This window comes from Aliivibrio sifiae, assembly GCF_002954715.1.
Lineage (GTDB): Bacteria > Pseudomonadota > Gammaproteobacteria > Enterobacterales > Vibrionaceae > Aliivibrio > Aliivibrio sifiae.
Genome location: NZ_MSCP01000001.1, coordinates 2,428,495 through 2,445,928 on the forward strand (window position 1 = coordinate 2,428,495; position 17,434 = coordinate 2,445,928).

The 17,434-nt window shown below is 40.2% G+C and carries 18 protein-coding genes and 4 tRNA genes; 11 read left to right on the forward strand and 11 right to left on the reverse strand.

The window, feature by feature from the left end; translation table 11 throughout:
• Position 1 precedes the first annotated feature (1 nt).
• The 5 genes from BTO23_RS10890 to orn all read right to left on the reverse strand — a co-directional run bounded on the left by BTO23_RS10890 (position 2) and on the right by orn (position 1,165).
• Positions 2-78, reverse strand: a tRNA-Met gene (locus BTO23_RS10890).
• Positions 79-137: 59 nt separating this feature from the next.
• Positions 138-213, reverse strand: a tRNA-Gly gene (locus BTO23_RS10895).
• Between the two features lie 32 nt (positions 214-245).
• Positions 246-322, reverse strand: a tRNA-Met gene (locus BTO23_RS10900).
• Positions 323-400: 78 nt separating this feature from the next.
• Positions 401-476, reverse strand: a tRNA-Gly gene (locus BTO23_RS10905).
• Positions 477-619: 143 nt separating this feature from the next.
• Positions 620-1,165, reverse strand: a complete 546-nt coding sequence (orn, locus tag BTO23_RS10910) for an oligoribonuclease (RefSeq protein ID WP_060992665.1) — start codon at positions 1,163-1,165, stop codon at positions 620-622.
• A gap of 98 nt (positions 1,166-1,263) precedes the next feature.
• Here orn and rsgA point away from each other — a divergent pair, with 98 nt between their 5' ends.
• From rsgA to BTO23_RS10925, 3 genes are all read left to right on the forward strand, one after another.
• Complete coding sequence (rsgA, locus tag BTO23_RS10915; protein ID WP_060992666.1) at positions 1,264-2,319, forward strand: small ribosomal subunit biogenesis GTPase RsgA; 1,056 nt, start codon at positions 1,264-1,266, stop codon at positions 2,317-2,319.
• A 58-nt stretch (positions 2,320-2,377) separates the two neighbouring features.
• Positions 2,378-3,241 (forward strand): archaetidylserine decarboxylase, encoded by an 864-nt coding sequence (asd, locus tag BTO23_RS10920; protein ID WP_061005697.1) that lies wholly within the window; start codon positions 2,378-2,380, stop codon positions 3,239-3,241.
• A gap of 104 nt (positions 3,242-3,345) precedes the next feature.
• A complete protein-coding gene (locus BTO23_RS10925; RefSeq protein WP_060992668.1) occupies positions 3,346-4,233 on the forward strand; it encodes a DMT family transporter in 888 nt (295 codons plus the stop codon).
• Between the two features lie 14 nt (positions 4,234-4,247).
• Here BTO23_RS10925 and epmA read toward each other — a convergent pair whose 3' ends face one another.
• Entirely contained in the window at positions 4,248-5,222 is a 975-nt protein-coding gene (gene epmA / locus BTO23_RS10930; RefSeq protein ID WP_172795139.1) for an elongation factor P--(R)-beta-lysine ligase, read from the reverse strand.
• A 407-nt stretch (positions 5,223-5,629) separates the two neighbouring features.
• Here epmA and frdA point away from each other — a divergent pair, with 407 nt between their 5' ends.
• From frdA to frdD, 4 genes are read left to right on the forward strand one after another with little or no spacing between them, the layout of a single operon-like run.
• Positions 5,630-7,450 (forward strand): fumarate reductase (quinol) flavoprotein subunit, encoded by a 1,821-nt coding sequence (gene frdA / locus BTO23_RS10935; RefSeq protein WP_060992670.1) that lies wholly within the window; start codon positions 5,630-5,632, stop codon positions 7,448-7,450.
• Positions 7,450-8,193, forward strand: coding sequence for a succinate dehydrogenase/fumarate reductase iron-sulfur subunit (locus BTO23_RS10940; protein ID WP_060992671.1), 744 nt, complete (start codon positions 7,450-7,452; stop codon positions 8,191-8,193). The genes frdA and BTO23_RS10940 overlap by 1 nt, the downstream gene beginning before the upstream one ends.
• A 2-nt stretch (positions 8,194-8,195) precedes the next feature.
• A complete protein-coding gene (gene frdC, locus BTO23_RS10945; protein ID WP_045101069.1) occupies positions 8,196-8,579 on the forward strand; it encodes a fumarate reductase subunit FrdC in 384 nt (127 codons plus the stop codon).
• Positions 8,580-8,590: 11 nt separating this feature from the next.
• Positions 8,591-8,953 (forward strand): fumarate reductase subunit FrdD, encoded by a 363-nt coding sequence (frdD, locus tag BTO23_RS10950; protein WP_060992673.1) that lies wholly within the window; start codon positions 8,591-8,593, stop codon positions 8,951-8,953.
• Between the two features lie 222 nt (positions 8,954-9,175).
• Here frdD and efp read toward each other — a convergent pair whose 3' ends face one another.
• Positions 9,176-9,742 (reverse strand): elongation factor P, encoded by a 567-nt coding sequence (gene efp, locus BTO23_RS10955; RefSeq protein WP_060992674.1) that lies wholly within the window; start codon positions 9,740-9,742, stop codon positions 9,176-9,178.
• 32 nt (positions 9,743-9,774) lie between these two features.
• Between efp and epmB the strand changes: the two genes are divergently transcribed.
• A complete protein-coding gene (epmB, locus tag BTO23_RS10960) occupies positions 9,775-10,797 on the forward strand; it encodes an EF-P beta-lysylation protein EpmB (protein WP_105063485.1) in 1,023 nt (340 codons plus the stop codon).
• A 107-nt stretch (positions 10,798-10,904) separates the two neighbouring features.
• Here epmB and pfkA read toward each other — a convergent pair whose 3' ends face one another.
• From pfkA to BTO23_RS10975, 3 genes are all read right to left on the reverse strand, one after another.
• Positions 10,905-11,867, reverse strand: coding sequence for a 6-phosphofructokinase (gene pfkA / locus BTO23_RS10965; RefSeq protein WP_060992676.1), 963 nt, complete (start codon positions 11,865-11,867; stop codon positions 10,905-10,907).
• A gap of 217 nt (positions 11,868-12,084) precedes the next feature.
• Positions 12,085-12,990 carry a CDF family cation-efflux transporter FieF gene (gene fieF, locus BTO23_RS10970; RefSeq protein WP_105063486.1) on the reverse strand — a complete coding sequence of 302 codons (906 nt, stop codon included), beginning with the start codon at positions 12,988-12,990 and terminating at the stop codon, positions 12,085-12,087.
• A gap of 158 nt (positions 12,991-13,148) precedes the next feature.
• Complete coding sequence (locus BTO23_RS10975; protein WP_061037429.1) at positions 13,149-13,643, reverse strand: CpxP family protein; 495 nt, start codon at positions 13,641-13,643, stop codon at positions 13,149-13,151.
• 202 nt (positions 13,644-13,845) lie between these two features.
• Between BTO23_RS10975 and BTO23_RS10980 the strand changes: the two genes are divergently transcribed.
• The 3 genes from BTO23_RS10980 to BTO23_RS10990 all read left to right on the forward strand — a co-directional run bounded on the left by BTO23_RS10980 (position 13,846) and on the right by BTO23_RS10990 (position 16,524).
• A complete protein-coding gene (locus tag BTO23_RS10980; RefSeq protein ID WP_060992679.1) occupies positions 13,846-14,532 on the forward strand; it encodes a response regulator in 687 nt (228 codons plus the stop codon).
• 18 nt (positions 14,533-14,550) lie between these two features.
• The gene (cpxA, locus tag BTO23_RS10985) at positions 14,551-15,927 is read left to right on the forward strand and encodes an envelope stress sensor histidine kinase CpxA (protein ID WP_060992680.1); all 1,377 of its coding nucleotides are present in this window, start codon (positions 14,551-14,553) and stop codon (positions 15,925-15,927) included.
• Positions 15,928-16,044: 117 nt separating this feature from the next.
• A complete protein-coding gene (locus BTO23_RS10990) occupies positions 16,045-16,524 on the forward strand; it encodes a tRNA (cytidine(34)-2'-O)-methyltransferase (protein WP_060992681.1) in 480 nt (159 codons plus the stop codon).
• A 77-nt stretch (positions 16,525-16,601) separates the two neighbouring features.
• Here BTO23_RS10990 and cysE read toward each other — a convergent pair whose 3' ends face one another.
• Positions 16,602-17,423 carry a serine O-acetyltransferase gene (cysE, locus tag BTO23_RS10995; RefSeq protein WP_060992682.1) on the reverse strand — a complete coding sequence of 274 codons (822 nt, stop codon included), beginning with the start codon at positions 17,421-17,423 and terminating at the stop codon, positions 16,602-16,604.
• Positions 17,424-17,434 lie beyond the last annotated feature (11 nt).

Here is a 17,434-nt window from a genome sequence, read left to right on the forward strand (position 1 = left end):
ATGGTTGCGGGAGCAGGATTTGAACCTACGACCTTCGGGTTATGAGCCCGACGAGCTACCAAGCTGCTCCATCCCGCGTCCGGATGCATTGTTTAAGACAATGAGACTATAACCATCTTACTCTTCAAGAGAGAAAATGGAGCGACACACGAGGCTCGAACTCGTGACCTCAACCTTGGCAAGGTTGCGCTCTACCAGCTGAGCTAGTGTCGCATGATCAACGCATAAAGCATTCAATCTAAATATGGTTGCGGGAGCAGGATTTGAACCTACGACCTTCGGGTTATGAGCCCGACGAGCTACCAAGCTGCTCCATCCCGCGTCCGGATGCATTGTTTAAGACAATGAGACTTTACACCAATTTCAATTTTCGAGAAGTACCTAAATACTAAAGAGAAATTGGAGCGACACACGAGGCTCGAACTCGTGACCTCAACCTTGGCAAGGTTGCGCTCTACCAGCTGAGCTAGTGTCGCATACTGATAATCTGATAAGGAGTAGCTCCTCGTTCAGAGGCTGCGAATTATACGAGTAAAACGTGATGATGCAAGCGGATTTTGAAAAAAAACTAAAAAATCTTTAAAACCCGCCTGTTTCGCTCAACAAACCATCAAAAAGATCAAATAGTGAAAATATGTTGGCGGTAATACTTCAATTCAGCAATTGATTCACGAATATCATCTAGTGCTAGATGCGTGCCTGTTTTTTCAAAGCCATCAAGTACTTCTGGTTTCCAACGACGAGTAAGCTCTTTAATTGTACTTACATCAACATAACGGTAATGGAAATATTCTTCTAACTTTGGCATGTGCTTATAAAGAAAACGGCGATCTTGGCCAATGCTATTACCACAAATTGGTGAAACCCCTTTTGGTACCCACTTTTCAAGAAACGCAATTGTCTCTTCAATCGCAGACGCTTCATCATGTTCGCTTGCATTTACTCTAGCTACCAAACCACTATTAGTGTGAGTATTGGTACACCAATCATCCATCTTAGCCAACTCATCTTCTGATTGATGAATAGCAATAACAGGCCCTTCTGCTAAAATATTTAGCTGAGCATCAGTTACAATGGATGCGATTTCGATGATTTTATGAGTTTCAGGATCTAAACCTGTCATCTCCAAATCAACCCAAATCAGGTTTTGATCATTAATTGCCATAGAGAGTTGCCTATTTTGTAACTAAAAAGGGTATGATACTCGGGCCGATTTATCTTTCAACATAAAACTGAAAGCCAACCTACAAGTGAAATCATTTCGTGGCAAAGAAAAAAAAGCTAACCAAAGGCCAAGTACGCCGAGTACGCTCTAATCAAAGTAAGCGTATAGAAAAAATTAAAACCACTGTTGAGTGGGATGAATCTTCATTAGAAGCAGCTAAAGAAGGTCTAGTGATCACTCGCTTTGGCCAACACGCAGATATTGAAGATCCAGACACCAAAGAGATACACCGTTGTAATTTACGTCGAGGTATCGAAAGCTTAGTGTCTGGCGATCGCGTTATTTGGCGTCCAGGTACAGAAGTACTTGCTGGTATTTCAGGTGTTGTTGAAGCGGTTAAGCCACGAACTTCAATGCTGACTCGCCCTGATTATTACGACGGCATCAAACCAGTTGCAGCGAATGTTGACCAAATGGTTATTGTCTCTTCTATTCTTCCTGAGCTATCACTAAATATTATTGACCGCTACCTTATCGCCTCTGAGACGTTGCATATAAAACCATTAATCGTATTAAACAAAGTCGACTTACTGTCTGATAAAGAATTTATCGATGTAAGACAGATTTTAAGTTTATATGAAGATATTGGTTATAAAGTAAAATTCGTCAGTAAAGAGTCGGGCTATGGTATCGAAGAATTAGAAGCTGAACTAAAAGATCATATTAACATCTTCGTTGGTCAATCTGGCGTTGGTAAATCAAGTTTAGTAAATGCATTAATGCCAGAACTTGAAATTATGGAAGGTGCAGTCTCTGAAAATTCAGGTCTTGGCCAACATACCACAACCGCGGCTCGTTTATATCACTTCCCTCACGGTGGCGATCTTATTGACTCCCCAGGAGTGCGTGAATTTGGTTTATGGCACTTAGAAAAAGAAGAAGTTACCGAATCGTTCATCGAATTTAAAGACTTCTTAGGTGGCTGTAAATTTAGAGACTGTAAGCATAAAGATGATCCGGGCTGTATTCTTCAGGAAGCCGTTAAAGATGGCAAGATTGCTAAGTTACGTTTTGATAGCTATCACCGAATCATTGAAAGCATGTCTGAGAATAAGGCGAACCGTCAATTCTCTCGCGGCAAAAAAGCCGATTAATAAACAAAGTAAAGATGTGGTAATATCCATCTTAATTGATAACTAGTAGGCAAATAACGTGTCAGATAATTTAAAAATAGGGTTACAGTATTTAACCCCAAAACACGCACTTACTCGTTTAGCTGGCAAATTAGCCTCAGCAAAAATGGGTTGGTTAACCACAGCGGTAATTAAATGGTTCATTAAACAGTATAAAGTTGATATGAACGAAGCTAAGAATCCAGATCCTGAAGCATACACTACGTTCAATAACTTCTTTGTTCGTGAATTAAAAGACGGTGCTCGCCCAATCAATGAAGATGAAGGTGTCATTTCTCATCCTGCAGATGCTTGTGTAAGCCAATTTGGCCCGATTACTGACGGTCAATTAGTTCAAGCAAAGGGGCATGTATATTCTGCTCAAGAATTGCTTGGTGGCGATGAAGAACTTGCTGAAGAATTTATGGGTGGCGAATTCGCAACTCTGTATTTATCACCACGAGATTACCATCGTGTTCACATGCCATGTGATGCGACATTACGTAAAATGATCTATGTTCCTGGCGACCTTTTCTCTGTAAATCCATTAACAGCAGAAAACGTACCAAACCTATTCGCTCGTAATGAACGTGTTGTTTGTATTTTTGATACTGAGTTTGGTCCTATGGCTCAAGTTCTTGTTGGTGCAACCATCGTTGGTAGTATTGAAACTACATGGGCAGATACGGTTACTCCACCAACAGGTCCTGCGGTTAAGACGTGGCATTACCCACTTTCTGGCGATGATATGATTTGCTTTAAGAAAGGGGAAGAAATGGGGCGTTTCAAGCTAGGCTCGACAGTTATTAACCTATTTGCTCCTAATTCAATTAAGTTTGATGCATCAATGGAAAATGGTGTTCCAACTCGTATGGGTACTCCATTTGCGCATATTGCAAAATAAATAATTTACTTAAAATAAAACCAAAATAGCGAACCTTGTGTTCGCTATTTTTTTAAGTTCAGATAATCTGAAACTAACGAATCAAAATAATCAATGGAATGATAATGGGATATGAATGGTTAGCACTTGGTGCTGCGTGCTTATGGGCACTATCAAGCATGATTTCAGTTGCACCAGCTCGTCATCTTGGCGCATTTGCTTATAGCCGATGGCGGATGGGCTGCGTAACGATTATGTTATCTAGCCTTGCTTGGTTTACGGGTGGCTGGTCTTCTATTGAATATTCCCATTTATTTCCAATGATGCTGTCGGGTTTAATTGGTATTTTTATTGGTGATACCGCTTTATTTGCTTGTTTTAATCGAATGGGCCCTCGACAAGCGGGTTTGCTTTTTTCTTGCCATGCTCTGTTCTCTGCTGTACTTGGTTATTGGTTATTTAATGAAACTTTGCAAGGATGGGAGCTTATAGGGGCAATCTCTGTTTTTTCTGGTGTTTCTATTGCTATTTTCTTTGGAAAAAAAACTGATAATCAGCACACGTGGGAAGAAGTTAAAGGGAATATTTGGATTGCGATAGCACTGGGCTTACTCGCCGCATTTTGCCAAGCGCTTGGTGGTGTAATTGCAAAACCAGTAATGTTAACCAGCGCTGACCCTATCGCAGCCTCAGCGATTAGAATGGCTTCTGCTTTTGGCGCTCATAGCCTATTAAGAATAACTAATCTACCTATCTCACGCCCTATCACTCCAATTAACTTACGCATATTAGGTATTGTTGCCTTAAATGGATTTCTTGCGATGACCGTCGGCATGACTCTAATCTTATATGCTCTACAAAAAGGAAATGTGGGTATGGTCGCCCTACTCTCTTCGACGACACCAATCATGATCTTACCTTTACTGTGGCTATATACAAAAAAAGCACCGAACCGCTTTGCTTGGTTAGGTGCTTTTTTAGCTGTAATTGGTACAGGGTTAATCGTTAGCTAGTTTTATTTAAAGAATTAAGCTCTATCAAAAGGAAAAGCCATCACTTGATCGATGTGCTTTTCTCCCATTGCTAACATGATCAAGCGATCGATACCTAACGCAACACCAGCACAATCGGGAAATCCAGCTTCTAATGCAGCAATCAAATGATAATCAATAGGCTGCTCAATTAAGCCCATAGATTTACGCTTTGCATTATCTTCTTCAAAACGAACAAGTTGTTCCTTGGCATTATCAAGTTCATGAAAACCATTCGCTAATTCGATTCCTTTAAAGTACACCTCAAAACGCTCAGCCACTCGCGGATCCGTCGGATTAATCTTAGCAAGAGCCGCTTGAGACGCAGGAAAATCATAAACAAAAGCAGGAACGTCTAAACCAATCTTCTCCTCTACGCCCATACTGAATAACAATTGCAGTAATGTATCTCTGTCTTCTTCAATATCAGCAATATCTGACAAACCTAACGGCCCCGCAACTGCTCGAAGAGCATCCATTGGAGCTTCTAACGGACAAACACCAAGCACTTGAATAAAGGCTTGTTGATACGTCATTCGTTCTGCGTTATCACATTTTAAAACAAGTTTTAGCAACTCGTTCATTTCATCCATTAACTGGTGATGATCAAATGTAGGACGGTACCACTCTAACATCGTAAATTCGGGATTATGAAAACGTCCAGCTTCTTCATTACGGAAGGCTTTATTAATTTGGTAAATCGCACCACTGCCAGCTGCCAACAAGCGTTTCATATGAAACTCAGGACTGGTCATAAAATACAAATGTGCGCCATCCGCATAGCCTGGCCCAACAAAGTCCGTTTGAAAGGTATGAAGATGAACATCAGTAACTGTTGCGTGACTCATTGCTGGAGTGTCCACTTCCATCACTTTACGTTCTGAAAAAAATAGACGAATGTTACTTAAAATATCAGCGCGCTGCTGTAATTGTTCAATTGATGCACTAGGCATCCAGTTTTGACTAGTCATAATTTTACACATTAGAAAAACTTATCCAAAATGATACCCGATTCCCAATTTTAAGGTTACCTATTTTTTAACTTTATAAATACCCTTAATCATCAAAGGGATACAGGTTCGATAAGAACCATTATCACTTACAAAGCAACAACTTAACTACAATTTAACGCCAAAATTAACAGCTGTAACTAGTTGACGGAGATCACATTATTAGCAACAAACCACCCCATTAGTGGTACTTGCACTACAAAACTTTATCCATATCAATTTTTATTACAAAAGCTCACATAGAATAGACATCAGAATTTTTAAGTTTTATTTGCTCTTTATTTGTCACACGAGCAGGCTAGATTCTCATAATTAATCATATTTGAATGGTTAATTTAATTTTTTATCTTTTATCCCGGAGAATAACTGTGAAAACTATAACCACAGATATCGCAGTGATCGGCGCGGGCGGTGCAGGTCTACGTACTGCCATTGCAGCAGCAGAAGCAAACCCAGAGCTAGAAATCGCTCTAATCTCAAAAGTTTACCCTATGCGTTCGCACACTGTTGCCGCAGAAGGTGGGTCAGCAGCCGTGACCAAGGAAGAAGATACACTAGACAATCACTTCAACGATACTGTTGGTGGTGGTGATTGGCTGTGTGAACAGGATGTTGTTGAATACTTTGTAAAAAATGCATACCGCGAGATGACTCAATTAGAACAATGGGGTTGTCCTTGGAGCCGTAAAGAAAATGGTGAAGTTAACGTTCGTCGTTTCGGTGGTATGAAAGTTGAACGTACGTGGTTTGCGGCCGATAAAACGGGCTTCCACATGCTTCACACTCTATTCCAAACTTCAATGAAGTACCCTCAAATCAATCGTTATGATGAGTACTTTGTTGTAGACCTTCTTGTTGAAGAAGGCCAAGTTCAAGGTCTAATTGCTATTCATATGGCAGAAGGCGAACTTATCTGTATTAAAGCAAAATCTGTTGTATTAGCAACAGGCGGTGCTGGTCGTGTTTACCACTGTAATACCAACGGCGGTATCGTTACTGGTGATGGTATGGCTATGGCTTTCCGTCATGGTGTTCCTCTACGTGATATGGAATTTGTTCAATATCACCCAACAGGTTTACCAGGTACTGGCATCTTGATGACTGAAGGTTGTCGTGGTGAAGGCGGTATCATCGTTAATAAAAACGGTTACCGTTACCTACAAGATTACGGCATGGGTCCAGAGACTCCTGTTGGCGAGCCTAAAAACAAATATATGGAACTGGGTCCACGTGACAAAGTTTCTCAAGCATTTTGGCACGAACAACAAAAAGGCAATACAATTAAACACCCTCTAGGTGATGTTGTGCATTTGGATCTTCGTCACCTAGGTGAAGAGTACCTAAATGAGCGTCTACCGTTTATCTGTGAACTATCAAAAGCATACGTTAACGTTGATCCAGCGAAAGAGCCTATTCCAATTCGTCCTACTGTTCACTACACCATGGGCGGTATTGAAACGGACAAGAACAACGAAACAAACATCAAAGGCCTATTCGCTGTTGGTGAATGTTCTTCTGTTGGTCTTCACGGTGCAAACCGTCTAGGTTCAAACTCTCTTGCTGAGTTAGTGGTATTTGGTCGTCTAGCTGGTGAGAAAGCCGCTGAACGCGCTGCTGAGTTCACAGCTTGGAACGATGCTTCTATCCAAACGCAAATCGAAGCGGTTAAAGCTCGTATTGATGCTTTATTAGCACAAGAAGGCGATGAAAACTGGGCTGATATCCGTACTGAAATGGGTCACTCAATGGAAGCTGGTTGTGGTATCTATCGTAAAGAGCACGAAATGCAAGATACGATTGACACATTGGCTAAACTGAAGCAACGCTACAAAAAAATTAGCATCAAAGACAAAGGAAAAGTATTCAATACTGACCTTTTATACGCAATCGAAGTTGGTTACGGTCTTGAAGTTGCTGAAACAATGGCTCACTCTGCAATTCTGCGTAAAGAGTCTCGTGGTGCACACCAACGTTTAGATGAAGGTTGTACAGAGCGTGATGATGTGAACTTCTTAAAACATTCATTAGCGTATTACAATGAAGATGCTGCACCAACAATTAAGTACAGCGGCGTAACAATCACGAAATCTCAACCAAAAGCTCGCCTATATGGTGAAGCAGCAGAAAAAGCAGCAGCAGAAGAAGCGGCCGCAGAAAAAGCAGCGAAAAACGCAGAGGAGCAAGCATAATGACAGCTGGCAAAAGAGTCCAAAAAGTAAGCATTCTGCGTTACAACCCGATGACTGATGCTGAACCACATCTACAAACATTTGATGTACCTTGTGATGATACAACATCTGTATTAGACGCATTAGGTTACATCAAAGATAACCTAGATAAAGACCTTTCTTACCGTTGGTCTTGTCGTATGGCGATCTGTGGTTCTTGTGGCATGATGGTAAACAACGTACCTAAGCTTGCATGTAAAGCGTTCTTACGTGATTATCCAAATGGCTTAACGATTGAACCACTGGCTAACTTCCCAATCGAAAAAGATTTAATTGTTGATATGACGCCATTCATTGAGCGCTTAGAAGCAATTAAACCTTATATTCTTGGTAATGACCGTACTCCTGAGCAAGGTCCTAACAACCAAACTCCTGAGCAAATGGCGAAATACAAACAATTCGCTGGTTGTATCAACTGTGGTCTATGTTACGCAGCGTGTCCTCAATTCGGTCTAAACCCTGAATTTATCGGTCCAGCAGCGCTAACATTAGCACACCGTTATAATCTTGATAGCCGTGATAATGGTTCTGCTGAACGTATGAAACTTATCAATGGTGACAATGGCGCGTGGGGCTGTACTTTTGTTGGCTACTGTTCTGAAGTATGTCCAAAACACGTTGATCCTGCTGCGGCAGTAAACCAAGGCAAGATCGCATCGTCTCAAGACTTTGTTATCGCAATGCTTAAACCTCAGGAGGCATAAGGATGAGCAACCGTAAACCTTACGTTCGCGAAATGACACGTACTTGGTGGAAAGATCACCCTTTCTACCGCTTCTACATGGTTCGTGAAGCAACCATTCTACCGTTAATTTTCTTTACTATCTGTCTACTTGTAGGTTTAGGTAGTTTAGTTAAAGGTCCACTTGCTTGGGCTTCTTGGTTAGATTTCATGGCAAACCCTATTGTAGTCGCTTTGAACATTGTTGCTTTAGCGGGTAGCTTATTCCATGCTCAAACTTTCTTTAGCATGATGCCGCAAGTAATGCCAATTCGTATCAGTGGTAAAACACTGGATAAGAAAGTGGTTGTACTTGCACAGTGGGCTGCAGTTGCAGCAATTACATTACTTGTACTGGTTATCGTTTAAGGAGAGTTATTGTGGTAAATCGTAATCCAAAGCGTTCTGACGAACCAGTATGGTGGGGCTTATTCGGTGCTGGTGGCACTTGGTTTGCAATGCTGACACCAGTAACAATTCTTGTTCTTGGTATTTTAGTTCCACTGGGTGTTATTGGTGCTGAATCAATGAACTACCTACGTGTTGCTGGTTTTGTAACTAGTATCATTGGTGCTCTATTTGTAATTGGTTCAATCTCAATGCCAATGTGGCACGCAATGCACCGTCTACATCACGGTATGCACGATCTTAAATTCCACACAGGAACGGCTGGTAAAATTGCGTGTTACGCAATTGCTGCACTGGCAACTGTTCTTTCTGTTGTGTTTATCTTTATGATCTAATCTGAATTCAGATTAATAAAAAAAGGTTGGCTGATGCCAACCTTTTTTGTTTCTGCCATATAATGCCAACCATAGTAAATAACTGATCACTCTAACTGGTTAAAATGCTCGATAACTGCGTTGAAATTGTTAATTGTAGAATAACTAATAAAATAATAAGCAATAAAAAAGGCCACCGAAGCGACCTTTTCTCTGACGTGTAAATATCAATAATAATTGATATTATTTAACACGACCTACGTATTCACCCGTGCGAGTATCTACTTTTACTACTTCACCGATAGCGATGAACAGTGGAACACGAACAACAGCGCCTGTTGCTAATGTAGCTGGTTTACCACCAGTACCTTGAGTATCACCTTTCAGACCTGGATCTGTTTCGGTTACTTCGATCTCAACAAAGTTTGGCGGTGTCACTGTAATTGGATTATCATTCCAAAGAGTCAGTGTACAAGTGTCGTTTTCAACTAACCATTTAGCAGCGTCACCCACTGATTTAACATCAGCAGCGATTTGCTCAAAGCTTACGCTGTTCATGAAATGGTAGAATTCGCCATCGCTGTATAGGTAGTCAAGCTCTACATCTACTACATCAGCAAGCTCAAAGCTTTCACCTGATTTAAATGTTTTTTCTAGTGTCTTACCAGAAAGCAGTTTACGAAGTTTTACACGGTTGAATGCTTGGCCTTTACCAGGTTTCACATATTCGTTATCGATAATTGAGCATGGCTCATTATCTAACATAAATTTCAAACCGCCTTTGAATTCATTGGTACTTACTGACGCCATGATTTCCTCTTAACATCGTTGAGTTATAAATAATGTCACACATAATAACCCGAAATGACGCTCCTGTTGAGCAAAACTGGCTCAAAGAGATCTCAAATGCGATCTCAGATCCTCATCAACTGCTTTCAACTCTAGGAATTGATAGCTCACCTTGGGAGAAAGGATTAGAAGCGAAAAGGTTATTTGCGTTACGTGTGCCGACAAGTTTTGTCGATCGAATGGAGTTTGGCAACCCTTTTGATCCTTTATTACGCCAAGTATTGCCTTTAGATCAAGAATTCGAAGTACATGACGGATATTCAACCGATCCTCTTGATGAGCAAGACAATGAACAACCTGGACTTCTGCATAAATACAAAAACCGTGTTTTGCTGATATTAAAAGGAGGTTGCGCAGTAAATTGTCGTTATTGCTTCCGCCGCCACTTCCCTTATCAAGACAACAAAGGCAATAAATCGATATGGAAAAAATCCATAGATTATATTGCCGAACACCCAGAATTAAATGAAGTGATACTTTCTGGAGGTGATCCGTTGATGGCAAAAGACCATGAGTTAGAGTGGTTAATCGCTCAGTTAGAAAGCATCCCTCATATTAAGCGTCTTCGTATTCATAGCCGTTTACCTGTCGTCATACCTAACCGAATTACAGAGAAATTATGTTCGTTGTTTTCTGAAACTTCACTTCAAATAATTTTAGTTACGCACATCAATCATGCTAATGAAATCAGTTCTGAGCTAATTGAAAAAATGACTCAATTAAAGCACGCTAACGTAACCTTATTAAACCAAGGTGTTTTACTTAAAGGTGTGAATGATACAGCAGAAGCTTTAACTGATTTAAGTGAAGCATTATTTGATGCCGGTATTTTACCTTATTACCTTCATGTATTAGATAAGGTTCAGGGAGCTGCTCACTTCTTTATTTCTGATAAAGAAGCAAAACGATTGATGGGAGAATTAATCGAAAATGTATCAGGCTATCTTGTACCAACATTAGCAAGAGAAATCGGTGGTCGTAAAAGTAAAACACCACTCGACTTATATTTAGAATAAAGCAAGCATTAAGAATAATACATTAAGATAGTCCCTAAATTTCAGGCATAAAAAAACCGAAGCCTAAAACTTCGGTTTTTCTTTTATAGCTTCAAGATATTCTTAGATTAGAATAACTCTTCCGCTACTTTATAAAGATCTAGCTTCTCAGGACGACGCATATTTTCAATCGCATCGATAATATCATGATGAACAAGCTGCTCATTCTGAATACCAACACAACGACCACCATGACCATCAATTAGAAGCTTAACGCCATAGTTACCCATACGAGACGCTAAGATACGGTCGAATGCACCAGGCTGACCGCCACGTTGAATATGACCAAGAACCGTAGCACGAGTCTCACGACCAGTATCAGCTTCAATTTCTTTTGCTAATGCATTTACATCAGTCATTAATTCAGTGATAGCAATAATTGCGTGTTTTTTACCTTTCGCAATGCCGTCTTGAATATTTTGAATTAGTGCTTCTTTGTTTAAGCCAGTCTCTGGAGTAATCACATACTCACAACCGCCCGCAATTGCAGCCATTAATGTTAGATCGCCACAGTGACGGCCCATAACTTCTACAATAGAGATACGTTGGTGAGAAGACGATGTATCACGTAAACGGTCAATGGCATCAATAACAGTGTTTAATGCCGTTAAGTAACCGATAGTGTAATCTGTACCTGCGATATCATTATCGATAGTACCAGGAAGACCGATACATGGGTAACCCATTTCAGTTAGCTTCTTAGCACCCATGTAAGAACCATCACCACCGATAACGATTAACGCATCAATGTCATGTTTCTTAAGGTTTGCAATCGCTTTTTCACGAACAGCTACTTCTTTAAATTCAGGAAAACGTGCTGAACCTAAGAATGTACCGCCGCGGTTGATCATATCAGATACGCTATGGCGCTCTAATTTCTCGATACGATCTTCAACAAGACCTAAGTAGCCATCATGAATACCAAATACTTCTAGGCCTTCCGTTAATGCTGTACGAACAACACCACGAACTGCCGCATTCATACCCGGCGCATCGCCACCACTTGTTAAAACACCAATCTTCTTGACCATGGTTACCCTCTAATATGGTTGGGAATTTCAATTTCAATTTCTAATACAGCAAGCAGACTCCCTAATCTGCTCACCATTAATAATCTGTAATTTTTTTTCTTATGTAAGAGTATTACCATTTTACTGAAAAAGTTCGTTGATTCACATCAGAATCAATCACGACTATTTCATTTTTCTGTTACGAAAAAACAATAATTGCTAATAATACTACTAATTCTTACTGGAACTGAATTTGCTCTCTGTCTGAGTCTAGCACAACTGAAAGCGGGTCTTGATGAATAATAATATCAGAATGTGGGAAAACTATTAAAAGTTCATCTTCTACTTTGTCAGCAATTCGATGCGCTTCAACCAATGGCATTTGATCTGGAAGCTCTAAATGCAGCTGAATAAATCGAGTCGGTCCTGCAAGGCGGGTTCTTAAATCATGAATTCCTTTTACTCCGTCAACACGACAGCATGCTTCTCTAATCTGCTCTAATTCTTCTTTTGGTAGTTGTCTATCTAATAGTAATTGAATTGCTTCATATGCCATCTTAAAGGCACTAATTAAAATATAAACACCAATAATAAGAGCAAAAATAGCATCTGCTTCGTGCCATCCATACCAGCTTAGTGCTAAAGCTAGCATGATTGCGGCATTCATAAATAAATCGGTTTTATAATGCAATGAGTCCGCTGCAATTGCTTGGCTGCCCGTTTGCTTTACTACCCATTGTTGCACCATCACAAGGCCAAAGGTTAAAACAATCGCAAAACCACTCACATAAACTCCGAGTTCAGGAGCGATAACATCTTGAGGACGGAAAAAACGTTCTACACCATTCAATAATAAGAAACAAGCAGAGCCAGAGATAAACATCGCTTGAGCTAATGCCGCTAATGATTCAGCCTTACCATGACCAAAGCTGTGTTCTTCATCAGCCGGTTGCAATGCATAACGAACCACTAAAAGATTGGTAATAGACGCCCCCATATCAAGCAGAGAATCCACCAAAGATGCTAAAAGACTCACCGAGCCTGTTACCCACCAAGTCCCTAATTTGAATAACATTAATATCGTCGCAACAATGGTTGCAAGCCATGCCGCCATTGTGACTAAAGAAGCGTATCGTTGGGTCATCTTTTTTCCATTACCTAAAAAATCAACCCTTAGTATAAAGCCTTAATTCAATAATCGTTATTCCAATTGTTAATATCTCTTCAACAAAATTATAATATAAAAAAACGAGCCTCTATTTCCATAAAGGCTCGTTCTTATCTATTTCTGATTAAATCTAATTATTTAGCACAATCTGCGATGTATTTATCTTGGTTTGCTTTAAATTCTGTTTTTTGCTCTGGTGTTAAAATATTCATCATCTCATGACGTTTCTTCATCATTTCTACACGACGATCAATTTGACGCTCTGACATTTTTTCAGCTAATGAACGCACTGCTTGCTCATCAAAATTATCCGCTAACATCAAATCTTGCATTGCTTGATGATCCGCTTTCATTTCAGCCGTTGGTTGACGTTTGTGACCTTTTTTAGCTTTGTGTTCAGCTTTACGTGCATCACGCATTGCATCAAATTGGTCTTCTTGTGCATCAGTTAGGTCTAAATCTTTGAACGCTTTCTTATTAGCTTTCATCATGCACTTACTTCCGTGCATACCTTCACCGCCTTTCATTCCACCTTCATGATGGCTACCACCCGCTGCGAATGCAGAAGCAGAAGCGAAAGAAAGAGGAAGTACTACTGCGCCTAAAATCATTTTTTTCATCATATTCATTGTGTCTATCTCCGTGGCAGAAAATTCAGTGTAATTAAATGCAGTTCACTTTCGTGCTGCTTGGTATGGACTAAGAATAGCGCAAGCAAAGTAAATGAGTGTCTTTTGAGCGTAAATCAACGTAAAGAGTATTTTGAAGGTTGGTATTCACCTGTTTATTTGGCGATACTATATCCATAAGGTATTACGCAGGTGAATAATAATGGCAAAGATTTTATTAGTTGATGACGATGTGGAGCTAACCGCATTACTTAAAGATATTTTAAGCTTAGAAGGCTATAACGTTGTTGAAGCCAACAATGGGATAGAAGGATTAGCCGCAATTAGTGATGATCTTGATCTTATCTTACTTGATATTATGATGCCAAAAATGAATGGCATGGACATGCTACGTAAATTACGTGAGACCAATGAAACCCCCGTATTGATGCTAACAGCTAAAGGGGAAGAAATTGATCGAGTAATTGGCTTAGAACTTGGCGCGGATGACTATTTACCAAAACCTTTTAGCGATAGAGAGCTGCTTGCTCGCATTCGTGCAATTTTACGTAGAACACAAAGCAAAACTAAAGAAAACCACAATAGCAGCAGTATTAAATATCAAAACATTGAAATATTCATAGGTAAACAAGAAGCCTATCATAATGGTGATTTATTAGATTTAACAGGAACAGAATTTGGATTACTGTCTCAGTTTATTCAAAAGCCTGGAGAAATCATTTCAAAAGAAGACCTCAGCTTAGAAGTGCTTGGAAAACGTCTTGCGCCTTTTGATCGTGCCATTGATATGCATGTATCTAATTTACGTAAAAAACTGCCACCACTGACAGAAGGTAAGCCTCGCATTAAAACACTACGTGGTCGTGGCTATTTATTTGTAGAGGGATAACTCTTGTTTGCTAAGAAAATGAAATTTCCTTTAATCTCAAGTTTATATGGTCGTATCTTTGCCATTTTTTGGTTCACCTTATTACTCGTATTAATCGGGGTTGTTATTGGCCCTAATTTTGATCCACGTGCTCGCCACAATATTGCAACAGAGCATCTAACTAAGATGACGCAAATTGCGGCTTATATTACTGGAAAATACTCAGAACGAGATGACCTCAAGGCCACGTTAAGAGTTATCAGTCATAAAGCACATAAACACGACGAAAATCTAGACCTGTTTTTTACAACACCAACTGGTGAAATTTTAGATAAACCAAAAGAATTACGAGGCAGAAAAAAAGCATTACTTAATTTTTTGACCTTATCTGATGATCCAAAGCTACCACAACAAAAGCTCTATGGTAGAACGATGATGGCAGGTCCGTTTGATATTGTGATCGCTCATGAAACTGTTTATATGTATGTAGGAAGATATTGGAAAAAGCCTCCTCCCTTTATCCTTCGTATTTTAGATAAACCAATACAGCTTTTATTAGTGACCATGCTCGTTAGTACCCCATTTCTATTATGGTTAGCTTGGGCATTAAGCCAACCGGCAAGGCGATTGCAAAAAGCGGCCGAACGGGTTGCCAGAGGTCAATTCGAAAAAGACGAAGCTTTAGAGAGAGGCCCTAAAGAATTCAGAAAAACAGGACAAAGCTTTAACCAAATGGTGGGCTCATTAAACACCATGATTTCAGGTCAACAGCGATTACTTTCTGACATTTCACATGAATTGCGTTCACCATTAACTCGCTTACGAATGGCCACCGCACTTGCTACCCGTAAACAAGGAGAAAGCGCTGAATTATCTCGTATTGATATGGAAGCAGACCGACTTGAACAGATGATTTCAGAGTTATTAGAGCTATCTCGTATTCAAGTGAACAGCCACCAAGAACGAGAGAAGACAGATGCTTATACGCTTTGGTTTGATATCTTAGAAGACGCTAAATTCGAAGCAGAGCACATGAACAAAACACTCTCATATGTTGGGTTAACAGAAACGCCTATTTTTGGAAATCCAAACCTACTAATGAGTGCGATAGAAAACGTAATAAGAAACGCGATAAAATATGGTAATGATGTCATCACGATTCATCTCGCCGTACACGATAATTCACTTGTTATTCATGTTGATGATAATGGTGAAGGTGTACCAGAAGATGAGTTGAATGATATTTTCAAACCTTTTTACCGAGTTTCAACTGCCAGAGACAGAAGCAGCGGTGGTACAGGCTTAGGTCTTGCCATTACTGAGAGTGCAATGCACCAACATAGCGGAACCATCATTGCAAGCAAAAGCCCTCTTGGTGGATTACGAATGACGATTACTTTGCCTATCGAACAATAACAACCTCAGACAACATGGCTTATCTCAAAGTAAGCCATGTTGTTACGAGTACGCTCTACCCCGATACCAATCAATTAGATATACTGCGTTTAATTTCCGTTTATTCAAGAGTTCATTATGTTTGAGATTGCGCTGTACGAACCTGAAATCGCCCCAAATACAGGTAATATTATTCGACTGTCTGCTAACTGTGGTGCAAACCTGCATTTAATTGAACCATTGGGATTTGATTTAGAAGAAAAGAAACTTCGCCGAGCAGGGTTAGATTATCATGACTTGGCTCATGTAAAGCGCCATAAAGATTACGCTGCTTTTCTTGAGTATTTAGAAAATGAAAGCGAAGGCGAACACCGTATTTTTGCTTGTACCACCAAAACCACCGGGCACCACACAACACCAAGCTACCAGAAAGGCGACGTATTATTGTTTGGCCCAGAAACGCGTGGCCTACCTGCTGATTTAATCAATGCTCTACCTATGGAGCAACGCGTTCGTATTCCAATGATGCCAGACAGCCGCAGTTTAAACCTATCAAACTCTGTTGCTATCATCGTATTTGAAGCATGGCGTCAAATGGGGTTTGAAGGCGGGTTATAAATTCAATTTTTTATTCTCGCATACAAAAATAGCCACTATTTAGTGGCTATTTTTATACATATCAAGGATAGAGTTTATTAAATTCCATCACCCGAAATAAACGTCTGAGATTTACCATTGAACTGCTGGTCCATATCGAAAGACGGTTTTTCAGAACTAGGACGTCCAACAATTTTAGCCGGAACCCCAGCTACCGTTGTATGAGGAGGAACGGCCTGAAGTACTACAGAACACGAACCAATCTTAGCCCCGACACCAACTTCAATATTACCTAAAATCTTAGCTCCAGCCCCAATCATCACGCCTTCACGGATCTTAGGATGACGGTCACCACACTCTTTACCTGTACCACCTAAGGTTACATCTTGGAGAATAGAAACATCATTTTCTACCACAGCCGTTTCACCAATAACGATACCGGTAGCATGGTCAAACATGATCCCTTTACCTATCGTTGCTGCAGGGTGAACATCCACCTGACAAGCGACTGATATTTCATTCTGCAGATAGGTAGCTAAAGCAACACGCCCTTGCTTCCAAAGCCAGTTGGATACTCGGTAGCCTTGCAATGCATGATACCCTTTTAAATACAGTAAAGGCATTGAGTACATAGAGACGGCAGGATCTCGTGTTACCGTCGCACAAATATCGCAAGCCGCGGCATCAGTAAGAGAAGGGTCAGAGGCAAATGCTTCTTCAACCACCTCTCGTACCGCCATTGCTGGCATCGATGCTGTCGCTAATTTATTAGCAAGAATATAACTTAATGCCGCAGCAAGGTTTTCATGTTTAATAATGGTGGCATGATAAAAGCTTGCAAGCATGGGTTCTTGTTCTGATTGCTCACGCGCTTCTCGAACAATACATTCCCATACTTGATGTTTTTTACATTCTTTCATTTTCATACCAT

Excerpts from the sequence above, each read along its gene's own strand:
- orn (WP_060992665.1), bottom strand. The coding sequence starts at position 1,165 with ATGGCAATTAATGATCAAAACCTGATTTGGGTTGATTTGGAGATGACA.
- BTO23_RS10925 (WP_060992668.1), top strand. The coding sequence starts at position 3,346 with ATGGGATATGAATGGTTAGCACTTGGTGCTGCGTGCTTATGGGCACTA.
- epmA (WP_172795139.1), bottom strand. The coding sequence starts at position 5,222 with ATGACTAGTCAAAACTGGATGCCTAGTGCATCAATTGAACAATTACAG.
- BTO23_RS10940 (WP_060992671.1), top strand. The coding sequence starts at position 7,450 with ATGACAGCTGGCAAAAGAGTCCAAAAAGTAAGCATTCTGCGTTACAAC.
- frdC (WP_045101069.1), top strand. The coding sequence starts at position 8,196 with ATGAGCAACCGTAAACCTTACGTTCGCGAAATGACACGTACTTGGTGG.
- efp (WP_060992674.1), bottom strand. The coding sequence starts at position 9,742 with ATGGCGTCAGTAAGTACCAATGAATTCAAAGGCGGTTTGAAATTTATG.
- epmB (WP_105063485.1), top strand. The coding sequence starts at position 9,775 with ATGTCACACATAATAACCCGAAATGACGCTCCTGTTGAGCAAAACTGG.
- pfkA (WP_060992676.1), bottom strand. The coding sequence starts at position 11,867 with ATGGTCAAGAAGATTGGTGTTTTAACAAGTGGTGGCGATGCGCCGGGT.
- fieF (WP_105063486.1), bottom strand. The coding sequence starts at position 12,990 with ATGACCCAACGATACGCTTCTTTAGTCACAATGGCGGCATGGCTTGCA.
- BTO23_RS10975 (WP_061037429.1), bottom strand. The coding sequence starts at position 13,643 with ATGAATATGATGAAAAAAATGATTTTAGGCGCAGTAGTACTTCCTCTT.
- BTO23_RS10980 (WP_060992679.1), top strand. The coding sequence starts at position 13,846 with ATGGCAAAGATTTTATTAGTTGATGACGATGTGGAGCTAACCGCATTA.
- cpxA (WP_060992680.1), top strand. The coding sequence starts at position 14,551 with ATGAAATTTCCTTTAATCTCAAGTTTATATGGTCGTATCTTTGCCATT.
- BTO23_RS10990 (WP_060992681.1), top strand. The coding sequence starts at position 16,045 with ATGTTTGAGATTGCGCTGTACGAACCTGAAATCGCCCCAAATACAGGT.
- cysE (WP_060992682.1), bottom strand. The coding sequence starts at position 17,423 with ATGAAAGAATGTAAAAAACATCAAGTATGGGAATGTATTGTTCGAGAA.